Source organism: Streptomyces sp. NPDC020597 (genome assembly GCF_044335095.1).
GTDB lineage: Bacteria > Actinomycetota > Actinomycetes > Streptomycetales > Streptomycetaceae > Streptomyces.
The window spans coordinates 115,419-134,308 of the sequence record NZ_JBIRUL010000005.1 but is presented as its reverse complement, the minus strand read 5'-3'; the positions used below and the strand labels follow the sequence as shown (position 1 = coordinate 134,308).

General features: G+C 73.5%; 18 protein-coding genes. 9 read left to right on the top strand and 9 right to left on the bottom strand.

Annotated elements, in window-relative coordinates; all coding sequences use genetic code 11:
• Positions 1 to 133: 133 nt before the first annotated feature.
• Entirely contained in the window at positions 134 to 514 is a 381-nt protein-coding gene (locus ACH4ZA_RS11460; RefSeq protein WP_398429034.1) for a hypothetical protein, read from the top strand.
• Between the two features lie 147 nt (positions 515 to 661).
• The gene (locus ACH4ZA_RS11455) at positions 662 to 2,995 is read left to right on the top strand and encodes a SpoIIE family protein phosphatase (RefSeq protein ID WP_398429278.1); all 2,334 of its coding nucleotides are present in this window, start codon (positions 662 to 664) and stop codon (positions 2,993 to 2,995) included.
• Positions 2,996 to 3,042: 47 nt separating this feature from the next.
• Here the strand turns inward: ACH4ZA_RS11455 and ACH4ZA_RS11450 are convergent, their stop codons facing one another.
• Together ACH4ZA_RS11450 and ACH4ZA_RS11445 are read right to left on the bottom strand one after the other, a co-directional pair.
• Positions 3,043 to 3,774: a peptidoglycan-binding protein gene (locus tag ACH4ZA_RS11450; protein WP_398429033.1), complete on the bottom strand. Its 732-nt coding sequence runs from the start codon at positions 3,772 to 3,774 to the stop codon at positions 3,043 to 3,045.
• Between the two features lie 114 nt (positions 3,775 to 3,888).
• Positions 3,889 to 4,716 (bottom strand): hypothetical protein, encoded by an 828-nt coding sequence (locus ACH4ZA_RS11445; protein WP_398429032.1) that lies wholly within the window; start codon positions 4,714 to 4,716, stop codon positions 3,889 to 3,891.
• A 181-nt stretch (positions 4,717 to 4,897) separates the two neighbouring features.
• Here ACH4ZA_RS11445 and ACH4ZA_RS11440 point away from each other — a divergent pair, with 181 nt between their 5' ends.
• From ACH4ZA_RS11440 to ACH4ZA_RS11425, 4 genes are all read left to right on the top strand, one after another.
• Positions 4,898 to 5,746 (top strand): bifunctional methylenetetrahydrofolate dehydrogenase/methenyltetrahydrofolate cyclohydrolase, encoded by an 849-nt coding sequence (locus ACH4ZA_RS11440; RefSeq protein WP_351680498.1) that lies wholly within the window; start codon positions 4,898 to 4,900, stop codon positions 5,744 to 5,746.
• Positions 5,747 to 5,863: 117 nt separating this feature from the next.
• Positions 5,864 to 6,592, top strand: a complete 729-nt coding sequence (locus ACH4ZA_RS11435) for a TetR family transcriptional regulator (protein ID WP_398429276.1) — start codon at positions 5,864 to 5,866, stop codon at positions 6,590 to 6,592.
• Between the two features lie 135 nt (positions 6,593 to 6,727).
• Complete coding sequence (locus tag ACH4ZA_RS11430) at positions 6,728 to 7,141, top strand: Zn-ribbon domain-containing OB-fold protein (RefSeq protein WP_398429030.1); 414 nt, start codon at positions 6,728 to 6,730, stop codon at positions 7,139 to 7,141.
• A 160-nt stretch (positions 7,142 to 7,301) separates the two neighbouring features.
• Positions 7,302 to 10,082 (top strand): hypothetical protein, encoded by a 2,781-nt coding sequence (locus ACH4ZA_RS11425; RefSeq protein ID WP_398429029.1) that lies wholly within the window; start codon positions 7,302 to 7,304, stop codon positions 10,080 to 10,082.
• Between the two features lie 63 nt (positions 10,083 to 10,145).
• Here ACH4ZA_RS11425 and ACH4ZA_RS11420 read toward each other — a convergent pair whose 3' ends face one another.
• Together ACH4ZA_RS11420 and ACH4ZA_RS11415 are read right to left on the bottom strand one after the other, a co-directional pair.
• A complete protein-coding gene (locus tag ACH4ZA_RS11420; RefSeq protein WP_398429028.1) occupies positions 10,146 to 10,526 on the bottom strand; it encodes a PPOX class F420-dependent oxidoreductase in 381 nt (126 codons plus the stop codon).
• 37 nt (positions 10,527 to 10,563) lie between these two features.
• Positions 10,564 to 11,742 (bottom strand): MalY/PatB family protein, encoded by a 1,179-nt coding sequence (locus ACH4ZA_RS11415; protein WP_398429026.1) that lies wholly within the window; start codon positions 11,740 to 11,742, stop codon positions 10,564 to 10,566.
• Positions 11,743 to 11,766: 24 nt separating this feature from the next.
• On the opposite strand from ACH4ZA_RS11415, the gene ACH4ZA_RS11410 reads away from it, so the two are divergent.
• Entirely contained in the window at positions 11,767 to 12,768 is a 1,002-nt protein-coding gene (locus ACH4ZA_RS11410; protein WP_398429025.1) for a hypothetical protein, read from the top strand.
• Between the two features lie 430 nt (positions 12,769 to 13,198).
• Positions 13,199 to 14,596, top strand: coding sequence for a S1 family peptidase (locus ACH4ZA_RS11405; protein ID WP_398429024.1), 1,398 nt, complete (start codon positions 13,199 to 13,201; stop codon positions 14,594 to 14,596).
• A gap of 164 nt (positions 14,597 to 14,760) precedes the next feature.
• Here ACH4ZA_RS11405 and ACH4ZA_RS11400 read toward each other — a convergent pair whose 3' ends face one another.
• Both ACH4ZA_RS11400 and ACH4ZA_RS11395 read right to left on the bottom strand, forming a co-directional pair.
• Positions 14,761 to 14,931 carry a hypothetical protein gene (locus ACH4ZA_RS11400; protein ID WP_398429022.1) on the bottom strand — a complete coding sequence of 57 codons (171 nt, stop codon included), beginning with the start codon at positions 14,929 to 14,931 and terminating at the stop codon, positions 14,761 to 14,763.
• A 195-nt stretch (positions 14,932 to 15,126) separates the two neighbouring features.
• Positions 15,127 to 15,822, bottom strand: coding sequence for a L,D-transpeptidase family protein (locus ACH4ZA_RS11395; protein ID WP_398429021.1), 696 nt, complete (start codon positions 15,820 to 15,822; stop codon positions 15,127 to 15,129).
• A gap of 183 nt (positions 15,823 to 16,005) precedes the next feature.
• On the opposite strand from ACH4ZA_RS11395, the gene ACH4ZA_RS11390 reads away from it, so the two are divergent.
• On the top strand, positions 16,006 to 16,569 hold the full coding sequence (locus tag ACH4ZA_RS11390) for a hypothetical protein (protein WP_398429019.1): 564 nt from the start codon (positions 16,006 to 16,008) through the stop codon (positions 16,567 to 16,569).
• 92 nt (positions 16,570 to 16,661) lie between these two features.
• Here the strand turns inward: ACH4ZA_RS11390 and ACH4ZA_RS11385 are convergent, their stop codons facing one another.
• Genes ACH4ZA_RS11385 through ACH4ZA_RS11375 form a run of 3 tightly spaced genes read right to left on the bottom strand, consistent with a single transcriptional unit; the run spans position 16,662 to position 18,800 of the window.
• Positions 16,662 to 17,036 (bottom strand): DUF4180 domain-containing protein, encoded by a 375-nt coding sequence (locus ACH4ZA_RS11385; RefSeq protein WP_398429018.1) that lies wholly within the window; start codon positions 17,034 to 17,036, stop codon positions 16,662 to 16,664.
• A gap of 49 nt (positions 17,037 to 17,085) precedes the next feature.
• Complete coding sequence (locus tag ACH4ZA_RS11380) at positions 17,086 to 17,715, bottom strand: MBL fold metallo-hydrolase (RefSeq protein WP_398429017.1); 630 nt, start codon at positions 17,713 to 17,715, stop codon at positions 17,086 to 17,088.
• Positions 17,715 to 18,800, bottom strand: coding sequence for an S-(hydroxymethyl)mycothiol dehydrogenase (locus ACH4ZA_RS11375; RefSeq protein ID WP_398429016.1), 1,086 nt, complete (start codon positions 18,798 to 18,800; stop codon positions 17,715 to 17,717). Before ACH4ZA_RS11375 ends, ACH4ZA_RS11380 begins: the two co-directional genes overlap by 1 nt.
• Between the last annotated feature and the right edge of the window lie 90 nt (positions 18,801 to 18,890).

Below are 18,890 nucleotides of genomic sequence, written 5' to 3'. Positions count from 1 at the left end.
TCCCTACCCACGTCGGCGCTCGGGGGGCCCGGGGCACCGCTTGCGCGAGCGCCCCAGGCGGCCCCGGTCATCCCCTGGACCGGGGCCGCCAACGAACCGTCGGACCACCGTCACGACGCCGATACCGGAAGCGATGATCATGACTCTGACGACGACGCGCATCAGTTCGGACTGGCCGTGCCAGGTCAAGACGCCCGGCAGCTACGACTGGGAGCGCTCGGCCGCCAAGTGGCTGCGTGAGCTGGTGCCCGCGCGCTACGCCAGCTACCCCGCGCTGCTGCGGCACCCGGTACTGCTCGCCCGTCACGCGCAGATCCAGGTCCAGAACGAGGTCCGGGTCGCCCGCACCGCGCTGCAGACCGCTCGCGCCGACCTCCCCCGCCTCGGACTGGCGGAATCCGTCATCGAGCACACCATCAAGATGTACGCGGCCGAGGTCATGCAGCTTCAGCACATCGCCCGCAGCGTCCGCGCCGTCACCCAGGCCCTGGCGGAGCACGCCGCCGGGCGCTGAACGGCCGCCGCGGGCCACGTCCGCGCAGGCCGGCGCACCTGACGGGAGGGTTGCCGCAAGACCTCGATCCGGTCCGCGCCCATGTGCCATGCTCAAGACGTGACGAGTGATCCCGCCCTGCCCGCGGAGTCCGGCGGCGTCCCCGACATGGCGGCGCTGACCCGCGTCGTGGCCCGCCAGCGCGCCGAACTGGACCGGCTGCAGGACCTCGCGGCCACCGCGGCCGTGCTGGAGCGCGCCAAGGGCGCGCTGATGGCACAGCGCGGCGGCACCCCCGACGCCGCCCAGGAAGAACTGCACCGGCGGGCGCGGGCCGCGAGGCGGACGCTGCTGGAGGAGTGCTGGATCACCCTCGGCGCCCTCGGCGCACCGCCGCACGCCGAGCCCGCCGCCCCCTCCGCCGACGCCCCGGAGCGGCAGGACTCGCCGCGGCCGGCCGCCGACGAGATCGACGCCGCGGCCCTGGACCGGCTCAGCCGGTCCCTGGTCCGGGTCGGCGGCACGCAGGAACTCGCCCGCCGGCTGCTCGACCACCTCGGGCCCGACGTGGGCGCCGACGCCGTCATGATCTACGCGCGGCTGCCCGGCGGCGGGCTCGACCTCGTGGGGCACGCAGGGATCGACGAGTCGCTGGCCGACCAGTGGGGCCGGGTTCCGCCGGTCAGCGGGATCGCCGCGCGCGACGCCCTCGAGTCCGGCCGGCCGTGCTGGCTGGAGGACCTCGACAAGGACGCGCAGCGGTACCTGATGATCGGCGACCCCCCTCTGCGCTGGCCGACCCGGGCCTGGCTGCCGGTGGTCACCGGGGCGTCCGCCGACGTGGCGCTGGGCATCCTGCGCCGCCGTGAGGATCCCTTCACCCCGCGCGTACGGGAACATCTGCTGGCCGTCGCCCAGCTGTGCGCGGGCCCGCTGCGCTCCTGCGCCGCCCGCCGGCCCGCCGTTCTCGGGGGCGCCGCGGACGCCGTGCAGCCGGTGTTCGAGCAGCTGCCGGTCTCCGCGGTGCTGCTCGCGCCCCTGCGTTCCGCGTCGGGACCCGTCGAGGACTTCCGCATCGAGGCCGCCACCCGGATGACCTCCGACGCCAGGGGCCGCAGCGGGCGCGAGCTGGCCGGCCTGCGCTTCCTGGAGTGCTGGCCGGAGATGGCCGGCCAGCCGCTGTGGGAGGGCTGCCTGCGGACGCTGGCGGGCGACGAGCCGTTCGAGGGCGAGCCGTTCGCCCTCCAGCAGATGGTCGCCGGGTTCAGTGAGCTGTCCACCTACTCGGCGAGGGCGGCGCGGCTGGGCGACGGACTGGTCGTCAGCTGGGTGCGGCACGACCCCTCCGACCGGCAGGAGCAGCGGCTGGCGGACGTGCAGCGGCTGGGGAACCTCGGCTGGGTCACCTGGAACCTGGTGACGGGCGAGGGCAACTGGTCCTCCCAGGTCTTCGCCATCCTCGAACGCGACCCCGCCCGGGGCGTCGTCCCGCTCCCGGGGCTGCCACGGCTCGCCCTGCCCGAGGACGTGCCGGTGCTGTCCCGCTCGATCGGGGAGCTGGTGCGCCACGGGCAGCCGTGCGACGTTCCGTTCCGGTACGTCACCCGGGACGGCGTGCGCCATCTGCGGGTGGTCGCGGAGGCCGTGCCCGATGCGGAGGGCACGCCCGTCGAGGTGCACGGCTTCCTGCAGGACCTCACCGCGCAGCGCAGCGCCGAACTCGCCCTCCTCGCCAGCGAGCGGGCGATGCTCACCCAGCACGGCGTGCTGCAGGCCGAACGCACGGCCGCCGCGCGTCTGCAGGACGCGCTGCTCCCCCTGCCCAAGCAGCCCGTCCGGCTGGCCGGACTCCGGGTGGACATCGCGTACCTGCCCGCGCAGTCGGATCTCAGCGTCGGCGGCGACTGGTTCAGCGCCATCGAACTGCCGGACGGGGACGCCCTGTTCGTGGTGGGCGACGTGGCGGGGCACGGCCTGGGCGCCGTCGCCGCGATGGCGCTGCTGCGGTTCACCGCCAAGGGCATGATCATCACGGGATCGTCGCTGACCGGGGCGCTCAGCAGGCTCAACGCGCTGCTGCTGCACTCCCGCGATCCGCACGGCTCGGCGACCATGGTGCTGGCGCGCTACAACCCGCGCGAGCACCGGCTCGTCTGGGCCCAGGCCGGCCATCCCCCGCCGCTGCTGCTGCGCGCCGGCGAGGCCCGCTTCCTGGAGCGCCCCTACGGGATGCTCCTCGGTGCGACGGACGCGCCCCGCTACGAGGAGACGGAGGTCCTCCTCGAACCCGGCGACCGGCTGCTGCTGTACACCGACGGGCTGGTCGAACGGCCCACGGAGAGCATCGACCAGGGCCTGCAACGGCTCGCCCGGGCCGCCGCCCGCCGCGGCCCGGCCGGCCCGGCGCCGCTGGAACAGCTGCTCGGCGCGGTGCTGGAACCGGACGGCCGCGACGACGTGTGCGTCCTCGACATCAGGCTGCCGTGGGACGGCGAGCGGTAGGACCGGCTGCTTCCCGCCGCACCCGGCACACCACCGCCGCGGCCCGGTCAACCGGCGGCGGCCGGCCCGGTCCGTGACTCCAGGTCGCGGCGGGTGTCGTCCCCGTACACGCCGGTCTCGTCGCCGCGGATTCCGTACCAGAGCTGGAAACGGGCCACGGCCTCGGTGAGCACGCTGCCGTAGCGGCCGTCGGTGGGGCCGCCGCCGTAGACGTCGGGGATCCTCCGCAGACGCTGCTGGAGCTCGGTCACCGCGGGGCCGCTGTCGCCCTCCCGCAGGGTGCCCGCGCCGTCGGGGTCGGCGGACGCGCTCGCGGCGGCGCTCGGCGTGGGAGCGGACGCGGGCGGTTGCGCCGCTGCGGCGGCTCCGCCCTCGCGACCGGACAGCAGCAGCGCGCCGGCGAAGCCGACGAGCACGGCCGCGAGCACGGCGACGGCGGCGACCGCGACGCGGGGCGGCCCGTCGGCCCGTCGGGGCGCGGGCCGGGCGGCGCGGGCGGGACCCCGTCCGGGGGCCGGCCGGGCGCCGCGCGCGGTGGCCGGCCGGCGGGCTCGCCCGGCTCGCGCGCCGACGGCCTGCGCCGGGGGCAGTTCCCGGGTCGCGGCCCCGCCGCCCGGCGCCCCCGCCGGCAGCGGAACGGCCTCGTAGTCGTCGGCGGGGTCCTCGGTCATCTCGCGGAACAGCTCCGCGAGCGCGTCGGTGTTGCGCGGCCGCAGGACCCGGATGGGCTCCAGGACCTGGCGGTCGTGCGGCTGTCCGGGTTCCTCCGGTGTCGGCACCTGGTCTCCCTCCCGTGGGTCCCCCGGGAGGGATACGGGCGGGCGGGCCGCCCGGTTCACCGGAGCCCCGCCCGACGCGGCCCGGCGGGCGGGGCTCCGCGCGAGGAGGGCGGACTACTGCGCGAGGAAGTGGCGCAGGGAGCGGGTCGTCGCGGTGACGAAGGCGTCCCGCGCGTCCTCGTCGAGGGCGTCGAGGGAGAGGTAGGGGTTGAGGTCCTCCAGCTCCATCAACAGCAGCTCGCCGTCCCGGGTGCGGCAGGCGTCGACGCGCTGGATGCCGTGCGCGAGGCCGTTCCAGTCGATGAAGCGGTGGGCGAACTCCAGGTCCCGCACGGTGGGCCGGTACGGCTCGAGCTCCCAGCGGCGGTCGGGGTGCGGGGCGTACAGGGCGTACTGGAAGTCGTGGTCGACGTAGTAGAAGGAGACCTCGTGGACGAAGTCGACGCACGGCTGCACGAGGAGCGAGCCGTCGGCGACGGCGGGCAGGGCGTCCGGCGCGACGACCCGCAGGCCTGCCGAGTCGGCGCCGAGCCTGGGCTTGACGACGTACCGCTCGGCCTCGGGCAGCCGGTGCAGGTCCTCGGCGCGGTCGACGGTGGGGATCACCGGGAAGCCCTCGGCGCTCAGATCGAGGAGGTACTGCTTGCCCGCCATGTCGGCGCGGCCGGTGAGCGGGTTGTAGACGCGCACGCCGTCGCGCAGCGCGCGCTCGCGGAAAGCCTCGTACGGGGCCCGGTAGCCCAGCACCGGTCCGCTGTTGCGGACGACGACGCCGTCGAAGGCGTGCATCAGCGCCGAGGCGTCCAGCGGATGGCACAGGGCGAGATCGAAGTCCGCGCGCAGGCGGGAGGAGAGGAAGACGTCCTCGTCGCCGTAGCGGCGCCCGCGGGCCGGGTAGGCGAGGTCGGTGACATAGAGGAGACGCGGGCGGGCGGCGGGCATGTGCGAGGTCTCCCCTGGGGCGGCGAAGCGGTGCGCAAGAGATTACGTCAGCGAAAGTGCGGCCTGCCCGGCGGTACGGCTGCGGCGGGTGGGACTCGTGGGCGGCGACGGACGAAGGGGTCGTACGATGACAGGACCGTCGTTCTTGTCTCCCGAATCTCCCGAAGGGCTCGCCGATCCCGTGACCACCGCAACGCTTCTCGACGGCAAGGCCGCCGCAGCCGACATCAAGACCGAACTCGCCCTGCGCGTACAGGCGTTGAAGGAACGCGGTGTCACCCCCGGGCTGGGCACGATCCTCGTCGGCGACGACGCGGGCAGCCGTTCCTACGTGGGCGGCAAGCACCGTGACTGCGCCCAGGTCGGCATCGCCTCGATCCGGGTGGAGCTGCCCGCCGACGCCTCCCAGGCCGACGTGGAGGCCGCGGTGCTCCGGCTGAACGCCGATCCGGCGTGCACCGGGTTCATCGTGCAGCTCCCCCTCCCGGCCCACATCGACACCCACGCGGTGCTGGAGCTGATCGACCCGGTCAAGGACGCCGACGGCCTGCACCCGACCAACCTGGGCCGCCTGGTGCTGGGCATCCCGGGCCCGCTGCCCTGCACCCCGCGCGGCATCATCGACCTGCTGCGCCGCAACCACGTGGCGATCACGGGGCAGCAGTTCTGCGTGATCGGCTGCGGCGTCACCGTGGGCCGGCCGCTGGGCCTGATGCTGACCCGCGCCACCGAGCACGCCACCGTGACCCTGTGCCACGAGGCCACGCAGGACACGGCCGCGCACGCCCGCGAGGCCGACGTGGTGGTGGCCGCCGCCGGAGTGGCCCACATGGTCCGCCCCGACTGGATCAAGCCGGGCGCCACCGTGCTGTCCGTGGGTCTCACGCGCACGGTCGAGGGCATCCTCGGCGACGTCCACCCCGACGTGAGCGACGTCGCCGGCTCCTTCGCGCCGCCGATCGGCGGGGTCGGACCGATGACGCGGGCGATGCTGCTCACCAACGTGGTGGAGGCGGCGGAGCGGCTCTGACCCGACGCCGGTCCGGCACTCGGTTCCCCGTATGAGGGAACCGAGTGCCATCGGCATGGTCCGGGTGTTACGTTCCCGTCCATGAGCGCGACTGACAAGGCGCAGGCCAAGCCGCCCATGCGGGACGCCCTGGTCGCGGCGGCCTTCCGGCTGTTCCTGGAGCGCGGTTACGAACAGACCACCGTCGACGACATCGTGGCGCTCGCGGGGGTCGGCCGGCGGTCCTTCTTCCGCTACTTCCCCTCCAAGGAGGACGTGGTCTTCCCCGACCACGAGCGGTGCCTGGCCGACATGACGGCCTTCCTCGCCGCGAGCGGCGAGCGGCACGAGCCCGTACGGCGCGTCTGCGACGCCGCCCGGCTCGTCCTGCTGATGTACGCGGAGAACCCCTCCTTCTCCGTGCAGCGCTACCGGCTCACCAAGCAGGTCCCCGGCCTGCGCGCGTACGAGCTGTCCGTGGTGTGGCGTTACGAGCGCGCTCTCGCCGACTACCTGCGCGGCCGTTTCACCGGCCGGCCGCAGGGCGCCCTGCACGCCGACGTCATCGCGGCCGCGGTGGTGGCCGCGCACAACAACGCCCTGCGCTCGTGGCTGCGTTCGGACAGCCGGGGCGACGCGACCGCGACCGTGGACCACGCCCTCGGGTTCGTGCAGACGGCGTTCGGCGCTCCCCCGGTCACCGCCCCCGGCCCCGTTTCCGCCGCCCCCGCGGCCGTCGTGGTGCCACCGGCCGCCGAACCCCCGGAGGACGTCGTGGTGGTGGTCGCCCGGCGCGGAACACCCCTGTGGCGTGTGGTGCGGGAGATCGAGACGGCGCTCGAGCCGGACCCGACCCCGGGAGATTAGGGTACGCAGTGCCTTTACCTGTGACACTGAGTGCCATACGCTGTGGCCGTGCACGGCGGCACGGTCGACCGGGCACGTGCGTGCACGGGTGAACCGCGCACGTGGATTCCGGCCGAGTGCAGGGAGTTGACCCGCGTGTACCACCACTCAGGAACCGCCGTACAGCAGACAGTCCGCTCCGCGGCGGGTGTCCTCGACCGCCCCCGCGCCGGCGGTGACACGATCCTCTTCCAGCGCTGCACCTGGTGCGCCACCACGATGTACCACCGCCTGCTGTGTCCGGTGTGTCAGGGCAGCGACCTGCACACCGAGCGCAGCGAGGGCGCCGGCACGGTCCGCCACGCGACGGTCGTGCACCGCAACACCCCGGCCGCGCGCAATGTGTCGCTGGTCGAGATGGCCGAGGGGTTCGTCGTGCGCGGCCGGGTCATGGGCCCGCTCATCGCCATCCACAGCGGCGCCCGCGTCCGGCTGGCCACGGCCGAGGACCCGGTGCGCGGGGAGCCCGTCTTCCAGCTGATCGACGAGCCGTACCGCGCCTGGCACTGAGCGCCGCACGTCACCCCGGTCCCGCGTGACCGGTTTCGTTCGCTCCTCGGGCGGTGCCCGCCCGCACAGGCAACCCACAGATCAGGTTTCGCTTCCTTCGTGACGCGAGGAGCTCCCGGGACGGACGGGGCTCCCGCGCTCCGGACTTGAGGAGTGGACCTTGATCCGTGCCCGGCGAATAGGTGTCACCGCCGTGGCCGCGCTCGCGGCCCTGGCGGGAACACCGGGACTGGCGCTGGCCCGACAGCCTTCCGAGACGAGACCCCCCACCGCGTCAGCCGATCACGAACTGCCCCCGGGGTGGCAGGTCGGCGGCAAGGGCGCCGCGCGCGAGCTGGTGTGGCGCTCGCCCCGGCCCGTGCCCATCGGCGACGCACGCGTGGAGTTCCACGCCGGTGGCCGGCTGCTCGGCGTGCCGAAGCAGGCCGGGGACGGCCGCACCTTCCGGCTGCCGCTCGGCACGTCCGGCGACACCCCCCTGACGGATCTGCGGGCACTCGCGAGCGGACGCCGCCTGGACGCGCCCGCCGTCGACTCCCCCGCCCGCAGGCACGGTTCGTCCGCGGCGCGCCGGCCCCCGGCCGCCGCGCCCCTGCCGGCGAACGCCGTCGACCCGGGCAGACCGGGCTCGTACCGCACCGTCACCGGCGAGTACCGCCTGGACCCGGTGCGGTTCCCCGGGTACGCCGAGCCGGTCGAGATGCGGGCCGTCGTCGTCGCGCCGGCCGGGGCCGCCGGCAAGCGGCCGCTCGCGCTGTTCCTGCACGGTCGCCACGGCACCTGCTACACGCCGGGCGCCGAGGACGACGTGAGCGGCGCGTGGCCCTGCCCGGCCGGTACGAAGGAGATCCCCAGCTACCGGGGCTACCTGGAGGACCAGCGACTGCTGGCGTCCCAGGGCTACGTCACCGTCTCCGTCTCCGCCAACGGCGTCAACGGACAGGACTGGCAGGCCGAGGACGGCGGTGCGCAGGCGCGCTCCTCACTGGTGCGTCAGCACCTCGCCCGGTGGGCGGACTGGGCCGCCCACCCGCGCGACGCCCCCGCCGGCGTGCCCGGCGCGGCGAAGGCCGACCTCTCCAGGGTCCTGCTCGTCGGTCACTCGCGGGGCGGCGAGGGCGTCAACCGGGCCGCCATGGACAGCCTCTACCCGCCGCCGGCCGCCCAGGAGGGCTACCGCGGCAAGGTCCGCTGGAAGATCCGCGGGACCGTCCTCGTCGGACCGACGATCTTCGGCCAGAATCCGGTGGCCGACGTCCCCTCGGCGACGATCCTGCCCGGCTGCGACGGGGACGTCGCCGACCTCGAAGGCGAGACGTACCTCGACGGGACGCGCGGCGTCAGCACGGGCGCAGCCCTGCACAGCGCCGTCTACGTCGTCGGCGCCAACCACAACTTCTTCAACAGCGAGTGGACGCCGGGCACCTCCGAGGCGCCGTCCTCGGACGACTTCGCGGACGATCCCGAGGGGCCGCGCGACCCGGTGTGCTCCGCCGGCGCGCCGACCCGGCTGACCGCCGAGCAGCAGCACCGGGCCGGCGCCTCCTACATCGCCGCCGCCGCCCGGCTCTTCGTCGCGGGCGACGACCGGGTGCGCCCGCTGCTCGACGGCTCCGGCAGGCGCGCTCCGTCCGCCGACCCCGCCCGCGTCCTCACACACGCCGTCGGCGCCCGTCGCACCGGCGGCTTCCTGCCCGACGGCGGGGTCTCGGTGACCGGCGGCCGGGTCTGCCGGGCCGACCCCGATCCGGCGCAGGCCTGTCTGGGCGAGGACGCCATGGGGATGTCCCCGCACTTCGGGTGGTGGGATCTGCCGAAGGACTCCGGCAAGAGCGCGATCGCGCTGAAGTGGTCCGCGCCGGGCTCCCCCACGAAGATCACCTCCGCCGTCCCGGTCTCGCTGTCGGGCGCCCGGAGCCTGGCCCTGCGCGTGTTCGTGCCGCCCAACACGACCGGCACGGAACTCGACGTGAGCGTCGCCGACTCCGCGGGCCGGCGCGCGAAGCTCGGCCGGGTCCGGGTCGACGGGCTGCCCGGCTCCGACCGCACCTCCTCCTACTGGGCCCGCGAGCTGCGGCTCCCGCTGACCGCCGCCGCCCGCGCAAAGCTCGACCTGCGGCACGTCACGTCCCTCGAGCTGACGCCGCGTTCGGCGTCCGGCGCGGCCTGGTTCATGGACGCCTGGGGCTGGGCGCCCGGCACCCCGGCGGTGCGGGCCGCGGCGCTGCCCCGCGTCGACATCGGCCGGCTGACGGTCGAGGAGGGCGACTCCGGCACCCGCACCTACCGCGTTCCGGTCCAGGTGTCCGGACACGGCGCGGGCACGGCCCGCTTCTACGTCGTCGACGCCGAGAGCGGCCGGGCAACGGAGAAGGTGCTCGCGGTCCGGCCGGGCGCCGACCCGGTCGACCTCTCGGTCGAGGTGAAGGGGGACACGCTCTTCGGCAACGACGAGGGACAGGACCTTCTCGTGAAGGCCGTGCGGGGCGCGGTCGTCGGCTCCTACCGGGGCGGGGTCACCGCGCACAACGACGACCCGGCGCCGCGGGTGACCCTGGCGCCCCTGGTGCGGGCGGCCGAGGGCGAGACGCTGACCTGGCAGGCCTCGCTCTCCCGGGCCGCCGAGGTGCCGCTGTCGTACCTGATGCGGCTGACGCCGGTCACCGACGGGGCCGAGCTGTCCACCAAGGACGTCGACCCGCGGTGGCTCGACGACGTATCGGGCCGGCAGCCCGACCCCGAACTCCCCCTGTCCCAGGTGGACATGTACACGGGGCCGGACTTTCCCGCCGGGGCCACGACCGCCGAGTTCGGCATCCCGACGGTGAAGGACCTGCTGGCCGAACCCGCGGAGTCGGTGCGCTTCACACTGAGCGACGACTGGAGCGGGCCGATGCCGGACGCCCCGAGTTCGACCGGAACGGTCGAGGACGCACCGTAGCGCGACCCGACGGCCGCAGGGGGCACGGGCCGACCGGCGGTCCGTGCCCCCTCCGGCAGGCACTCACAGCGTGATGCGGATGCCCACGGTGCCGTCCAGCCCCCGGCGCAGCCGGCTGCCCAGCAGGGTGAGCCGGCCGAGGACGCCGTACTTGCGGGCGAGCAGCGCGCGGTAGCGGGCGGTGGTCTGCGCGTCGCAGATCTCGGCGGTGGCCGGGATCTGGTCGCCGGTCGGGTTGCCCCGCACGTCGCACGGGCCGACCAGGACGTCCCCGCGCGCCCTGATGCGTTTCACCTTCCAGGCGTCGGCGGCCGACCAGGCCCCCAGCGCGTCGCCGTCGCGCACCACCCACACGGGGGTGGCGACCGGCGTCCCGTTCTTGCGGAAGCTGGTGATCAGCAGGTACTTCCCCGCCGCCAGCCGGTCGAGCGACTCGTCGTTCATGCCCGCAGTCTAGGCACCCGGAATCCCTCGCACCCCCTCAGCGAACGGCGGAGGCCATGCGCCGCACTCCCTCGGCGAGGATCTGCGGCGAGGTGGCCAGGTTGAGCCGTACATGCCCGGATCCGCCGGTGCCGAAGTCCGGTCCGGGGCTCAGCGCCACCCGGCCCCGCTCCAGGAAGACCGCGGCGGGATCGTCCCCGAGGCCCAGGGCCCGGCAGTCGAGCCAGGCCAGGTAGGTCGCCTCCCCCGGCCGGTACCCGACGCCGGGCAGGTGCTCGACGAGGAGGGCGGTGAGCAGACGGCGGTTGTCGTCGAGGCCGGCGAGCAGGGCGTCCAGCCAGGCCGTGCCCTCGCACAGGGCGGCGGTGTGCGCGAGGACGGCGACATGGCTCGCCCCGTGGCCGACCTCCTCGGGCAGCCGGGCCAGGTCGGCTGCCGCGTCGGGGCCCGCGATCGCCAGGGCCGCCTTGAGCCCGGCCAGGTTCCAGCCCTTGGACGCCGACATCAGCGACAGACCGCTCCCCGCGCCCGGAACGGCGAGATAGGGCACGAAGCCGCCGTCCGGGGCGGCGAGCGGCGCGTGGATCTCGTCGGCGACCACCCGCACGCCGTACCGGTCGGCGAGCGCGGCCACGGCGGCCAGTTCCCGGACCGTGTGCACGGTGCCGGTCGGATTGTGCGGGCTGCACAGCAGATGGGCGGCGCGCCCGCCGTCCGCGACGGCCCTGCGGTAGGCCCGTTCGAGCACGTCGAGGTCGAGCCGGCCGTCCGCGCCGAGCGGCGCCTCGGCGATGCGCCGGTCCATGTGCTCCACGAACGCGAAGAACGGCGGATACACCGGCGGGTTGACCACCACGGCGTCGCCGGGGCCGGTCACCAGCTTCAGCATCTCGACGACGCCCAGCATCACGTCCGGCACGATCGCCGTCCGCTCGACCGCGAGATCGTGCCAGCCCCACCGCTTGGCGGCGAACGCGGCCAGCGCCTGCGCGTAGGCCGTGCCCGCCGGATAGCCGGTGTCGCCGAGCGTGAGGGCCCGCGTCACCGCGCGGACGACCGGCTCGGCGAGCGGCACGTCCATCTCGGCGACCCACAGCGGCAGGACGTCGGCGGGATGGGTACGCCACTTCATGCTGGTGCGGCGGCGCAGCGAATCGAGGGTGAGGGCCTTCAGCGGATTCGGTTCACCTGGCGTCTCGTGCGGGATGCTGGTCATGGGCACAAGATAGGGGGCCGTGGTGTGACCTGGGATCACGTGAACGGGACAGTGGCGGCGGATGCCGCGGGCATCCGGGAGATCGCCTGTGACGAGTCGGGGTCGGACGGCGAGAACCTCACCGGCGGCAACACGGACGTGTTCGCCCACGCCAGTGTGCTGCTGTCGGCCGAATCCGCCGCCGGGCACGTCCAGGAGATCCGCGACCGGATCCGTTCGCCCGCGGAGGAGTACAAGGCGAACCATCTGCTCCGGGAGAAACACCGGGCCGTGCTGGAGTGGCTGCTCTCGCCGTCGGGCCCGCTGCACGGACGGGCCCATGTGCACCTGGTGGAGAAGCCCTTCTACATCGTGGACCGGGCCGTCGACCTGCTGCTGAACGATCCCGGTGCGGCCGTCTCCCTCTTCGGGGACGGGCGGCGGACGTTCACCGGGGAGGAATGGACGGCCTTCCTGGAGGCCGCGAACCAGCTGCTGTGGGTGCGCCACGACGACGTGCCGGACACGCCCGTGCCGCGTTTCTTCCACGTGGTGGACGCCCTGCGCCGCCGATATCCGGGGACGCGGGCGGCGGATGTTCTCGCGCGGATCGCGGAGGAACGCCCGCGCGCCCTTTCCTATCGCGCCGCCGTCCAGGACGGCCCGTTCGTGCTCGCCCCGGTGCTCAATCCGCTGCTCCCCTCGATCCTGCACACCGCGGCCCACTGGAGTGCCGGGGGACGTCCGGTCCGGCTCGCGCACGACCGACAGAACATGCTCACCCCGGAGCGGATCACCTGGATCGAGGGCGAGGCTCGGCGGCGCGGCATACGGCTCGCGGGGCTCCGGCTGGTCGTCTCGCGGTTCGACGCCCGGGTCCAGCTCGCCGACTTCCTGGCCGGCATCGCCCGCCGCATCGCCTCGGACGAGCTCAACGGCCGCGGCGACCCGGCGCTCTCCACACTGCTGCGCCCCTACACCGGCCCGGCAGCGGTCTGGGGCGACGAACGAAGCCGGCGGATGATGTTCGCGGAGGCCGGCGTCTGAACCGACTCCCCGGAACCATCCGGTCGAGGCCACGGACCTCTCCCGTCAACTCTCCGACGCGCTCCGGTACATGCCCTCGCAGCATGCGACCGGCGGCTCGGTCCGCCGAACCGGGACCGGCTCGCCCGCGAAGAGCCCACCGCGACGTCCGTCGAGCCGACGGACGTCGGCCTGCTCACCCTGCCCGACGGCCCTGTTCCCGGCTCCCGGCGCGTCGTCGGCCGAGGAAGCAGGATCTACGTCCAGGCCGAGCCGTTCACCGCGTGGGGCGTGTTCGACCTCAGCAGCTACCTCAGCGGCTGACGTCGTCACTTCCGGGGATCGGCTGCTGAACGCTCCCGGGCTTTCGCGCGTATGGAGATGAGGGTGCTCAAGGACCGGAGGGCCCCGCGGTGTTGAGTCCGCGCGTTCAGGGTTTCGGGAGCCAGGCATGAGGCACGTACGACGACGGACCGTCCGGCGAGTGACACGGCTGGCGGCGGTCGGCGGACTTCTCCTGGGCGGAGCCATGGTCACGCAGGCCGCCATGGCGAGCGAGCCGCCCGGCACGACGGCGTTTCCGCGCAGCGCGCCGGAGTCGGTCGTCACGAACCCGGGGGCGGCGCTCGTCGAGAAGTTCGGCACCGCGCGCACCGCGGGCACCTGGCTCGACTCCGAGGGACGACCGGTCGTCGGGGTCACCGACGAGAAGACGGCCGAGGCCGTGCGGGCGGCGGGCGCCGTCGCCAAGGTCGTGTCGCACAGCATGAACGAGCTCAAGTCGGCCACGGCGGCGCTGCGTTCGGCTCCGCGGGTGGCCGGCACGGCGTGGGTGATGGACTACCGGTCCAACCAGATCGTCGTGCAGGGCGACAGCACGGTGTCGTCCTCGGACTGGTCGAAGCTGACGCGGACCGCGGACGGCATCGGGAGCTTCGTGCGCATGGAGCGCACCACCGGCGAGTTCACCACGCGGATCAACGGGGCGCAGCCCATCCTGTCGACCGGCGGGCGTTGTTCGGCCGGCTTCAACGTGACCAACGGGACCAGCGACTTCATCCTCACCGCCGGGCACTGCGGCCCCACCGGGTCGACCTGGTTCGCCGACAACCAGGCCAAGCAGCAGGTGGGTCAGACGGTCAACTCCAATTTCCCCGGCAGTGACTTCTCGCTGGTGCAGTACGCGAGCGGCAAGGCGGGACCGAGCGCCGACGTGGTCGCCATCGGCAACGGCAACGGGGTGCGGATCACGGGCAGCGCCGACGCGGCCGTGGGCCAGCGGGTGTTCCGCAGCGGCAGCACCAGCGGGCTGCGCGACGGAGAGGTGACCGGCCTCGACGCGACGGTGAACTATCCGGAGGGCACGGTCGGCGGGCTCATCGAGACGAACGTGTGCGCCGAACCGGGCGACAGCGGCGGCCCGATGTTCTCCGAGGGCATCGCCCTCGGCATCACGTCGGGCGGCAGCGGCGACTGCAAGACCGGCGGCACGACGTTCTTCCAGCCCGTGGACAACGCGCTGGCCCAGCTGGGGGTCCAGCTGATCGTGGCGGCGCCGTCGGGCAACGCCCAGGGCGGTGCGTCCGCCTCGTCCGCCGAGCCCGCGCCGACCGCGTCCAACACCCAGGCGGCGATCGCCCCGGGGGCGGCCTCGCCGGGCTCGACCGCCCCGGTGACCGGTGTCGGCAACAGTGTGACCCTCGCCTCGCGGCTGACCGATCCGAAGAACATCGGCCCCGGTCTGCTGGTCCTGGCGGGCAGCATGGTCGCTCTGGTCGCGACCCGGTACATCCGCGCCGAGCAGGACCGCAAGGCGTATCAGCGGTACTACTCGGCGACCTGGGGGTGACCTGGCCGGTCGGTCGGCACGGGGACCCGGCCGGTACGGGAACGCCCCCGGCCCCGGACGAGGTCCGGGGCCGGGGCCGGGGAAATCGTGAAGCGCGGGCGAGGAGTCGGGCGGCGACGGGAAGCCGGGCGCCGAGAAGGGACGGCCCCGCGGCCGGGAGGCGGTCAGGCCGCTTCGACGGGCTGCGGTGCGGCGGCCCACTCCAGGACGAGCCGCTGGTATTCCTCACGCTGCTCGACGCTCAGTGTCCCGCCGGACCGGAGCCACAGGGCCCTGATCTCCTCGTTGACCTCCGCGGCCGATCGCTCGGAGACGGTTCCAACAGTGGTGGACATGGTGTGAATCTTACGGCGTCCGAGGTGAAGGCCGCGTGAGTCATCATGAATGAACCGGACATAACGGACGTGTTGCTGATCACGTCCGTCTGTCAACCCCCACGGCACGGTTCAGCCCTCCGCTGATCCCTGCGACGGATCCGCACCGCCCGGCGCGGCCGCGCCGCGACACGCGGCGCGCCCACGACCGACGGCTCAGGTGCCCGGCTTGCGCCCGTACACGAAGACGTCGTCGCCGTTCTTGAGCAGCGACCAGTACTTCTTGGCGGTCGTGCTCGTCATGTTGACGCAGCCGTGCGAGCCCGGCGGGTTCCACATGCTGACGCCGACCGAGTGGAAGGCCTGGCCGCCGTCGAAGAACTGGCTGTAGGGCATGGGCACGTTGTAGATGGTCGACACGTGGTCGATGTGCCGCCAGTAGATCTTCTTCAGGCCCGTGCGGGTCTCGTAGCCGTCGCGGCCGGTGCGGACGGGAACCGGCCCGTAGACCAGCCTGCTGCCGTCCTGGATCCAGCTGATCTGGAGGGTGAGGTTGACGCAGGCGATGCGGCCCTTGTTGGTGGGGCACGCGCCCGCCTTGTTGGGCTTGTTGCCCACCGCCTTCTGCTTGTTCATGAGATCCATCACGCCCCAGGTGACGGGCCCCGCGTAGCCGATGTTCGGCGTGATGCCGTGCTTGTTCTGGAACGCCCGGATCGCCGAGCAGTCGGCACTCGACTGCCTGCCGTCGACGGGCCGGCCGAGGAACTTCTCCACCTGCTTCTGGTACGGCCCTGCCGACGTCGTACAGCTCGCTGCCTGGGCCGGCGCCGCGCCCAACGCGAGCGTCAACGGCGCGACCAGCCCGGCGATACCGAGCGCGACCGCCCCTCGTCTGCGTATGTCCCCCATGACCTGCCCTCTCCCTGACACTGTTCTCGCGATTTCGTCAACGTAGACCGGCCGACCGGGTCAGTGGTTGTGGTAGGCACCGGTCTGTGACGAAACAGTGAACTTCCGGACCGTCAGGTGAAGTGAAATGATCTGACGGCCCCTTGAGCATCATCGCGTCATCAGGAAGGTACTCGTGCGGATATGTCCGCGTTCCTCCAGCAACTTCCCGCCCTTCTGGGCGTCGTCGTCGGCGCTCTCGGCTCGTATCTCGCCCTCGTGCGCAGCGACCGGGCCAGGTTCGCACGCGAGCGGTCGGCGCGGTGGGAGGAACGGCGCCTGACGGTGTACGCCGAGTACGCGCGGGCGGTGAAGAAGTCGGTGAACCTGATGTACCGCGTCGCCTCGCACCAGGGCAACGACCCGCATCCCTACCCGCTGTCCCCGCAGGAGGCCGCGCCGCAGCTGGCGCAGGCCACCGACGGACGGGACCCGGCCGGGGAGGCGCTGGTCATGCTGGGCAGCCACGACGTGGTGGAGCGGGCGCGGGCATGGGTGACCGTGGTGATGGACATGGAGCGCTTCCTGCGGGAGGGGACGCACGACCCGCAGGCCTGGCAGGCGCTGCTGGAGCGACAGCGCGCGGGCCGCGAGGGCTACTACGCGGCCGTGCGCGAGGACCTCGACCTGCCGCCGGGGCACCCGGCGCGCTGGCCGACGATGGCGCCGCCACTGCCGTCGGCGACGCCGCCGTCGCCCTCGGTGTGAATGCTCAGCGTGAGCCCGGTCGTGCGGCCGACGGCCGGGGGCTCACCCGGTGGCCGGGTGACCCGGTGGCCGGTTTCGCCCGTGCGCCGCGCTCAGCCGGCGGCCCGGTTCAGCCGGTCGTCCAGTTCGCCGTCGTCCGCCACGAACCACAGCTGGCCGCCGCGGTTCGCCTCCCGGACGAAGTCCCGCAGCGCGGAGCTCTCGGCGAGCTGCGGGGAGACGTCGCCGACGACGGCCAGCCGTATCCGGTAGTTCACGAACTTCTGCACGACCTCGCCGGCGACCCCGGACCGCAGCCGGAAGAAGTCGTCCCCGACCCGTTCCGCGGGCACGGCCACGAGCTGGGCGTCCTGGCCGAACGCGTCGCCGATCAGGTCGAGTGCGGCGCGCTCCCCGTCGAGCGGTGGGCCGTCGGGGGCGCACCGCAGGACGCGGGTGCCGTGCAGGGTCAGGAGAGTGCTGGTCATGCCCATGAGACTACGGCCGTCCGGCACGGCGGCACCGGATCTTTTCCCGTCAGTGGCCCCGGGCGATCCACTCCTCGAGGTGGGGCGCCTCGGCGCCGATGGTGGTCGCGTCGCCGTGCCCGGTCAGCACCTTCGTCTCGGGCGGGAGGGCGAGCAGCCGGTCCCTGATGGAGGCGATGATCGTCGGGAAGTGCGAGTAGGAGCGACCGGTGGCGCCGGGCCCGCCCTGGAAGAGGGTGTCGCCGCTGAACAGCACGCCCAGTCCGGGCTCGTGGAGACAGACGGCGCCGGGGGCGTGCCCGGGGGTGTGCAGCACGGTGAGGTCGGCGCCGGCGGCCTCGATGACCTGGCCGTCGGTCAGGTGGGCGTCCGGTTCGCGGTCCGGGTGGGTGAGCTTCCACAACGGCAGGTCGTCGGGGTGCAGCCAGATCGTGGCGCCGGTCGCGTCGGCGAGAGCGGGCGCGGCCGAGACGTGGTCGTTGTGGGCGTGGGTGCACACGATGCCGGTCAGCCGTCGCCCGCCGAGGGCGGCGAGGATCGCGTCGGCGTCGTGCGCGGCGTCGATGACGATCGCCTCGTGGTCGTCGCCGACGATCCACACGTTGTTGTCGACGTCCCAGGTGCCGCCGTCGAGGCTGAACCGGCCGGAGGTGACGAGGCGTTCGATGCGCGCGGCCATCACAGCACCACTACCGAGCGCAGAACGTCCCCGTGGTGCATCCGCTCGAACGCCTTCTCCACCTCGTCCAGCCCGATGGTCTCGGTGACGAACGCCCCCAGGTCCAGGCGGCCCTGCAGATGCAGGTCGATCAGCATCGGGAAGTCACGCGAGGGCAGGCAGTCGCCGTACCAGGACGACTTCAGCGACCCGCCGCGGCCGAACACGTCCAGCAGCGGGAGTTCGAGCTTCATCTCGGGAGTGGGGACGCCGACGAGGACGACGGTGCCGGCCAGGTCGCGGGCGTAGAAGGCCTGACGGTACGTCTCCGGGCGGCCGACCGCCTCGATGACGACGTCGGCGCCGAAGCCGCCGGTCAGCTCCCGGATCGCCTCGACCGGGTCGGTCTCCTTGGAGTTCACGGTGTGCGTGGCGCCCATCTCGCGGGCCTTGGCCAGCTTGCGGTCGTCGATGTCCACGGCGATGATCTTCGCCGCGCCGGCCAGCCGCGACCCGGCGATCGCCGCGTCGCCGACCCCGCCGCATCCGATGACGGCCACGCTGTCGCCGCGCCCGACGCCGCCGGTGTTGATCGCGGCGCCGATGCCCGCCATCACCCCGCATCCGAGCAGCCCGGCCACGTCCGCCGACACCGAGGCGTCCACCTTGGTGCACTGGCCGGCCGCCACCAGCGTCTTCTCCGCGAAGGCGCCGATCCCGAGGGCCGGCGACAGCTCCGTGCCGTCCAGCAGGGTCATCCGCTGCTTCGCGTTGTGCGTGTCGAAGCAGTACCACGGCCTGCCCCGCAGGCAGGCCCGGCACTGGCCGCACACCGCCCGCCAGTTCAGGATCACGAAGTCGCCGGGCGCGACGTCCGTGACGCCCTCGCCGACCGACTCGACCACGCCCGCCGCCTCGTGCCCGAGCAGGAACGGGAACTCGTCGTTGATGCCGCCCTGCTTGTAGTGCAGATCGGTGTGACACACCCCGCAGGCCTGGACCTGCACCACCGCCTCACCCGGGCCCGGATCCGGGATCACGATCGTCTCCACCCGCACCGGTTCGTCCCGGCCCGGTGCGATCACTGCGCGTACTTCCTGCGGCATGGCGCTGCCCTTTCCTCGGCGGTCAACCGTCCCTGTGCCGACCCTACGCTCGACTGATCGGCGACGGACGCCGGCGCCTGTGCCGGGCGG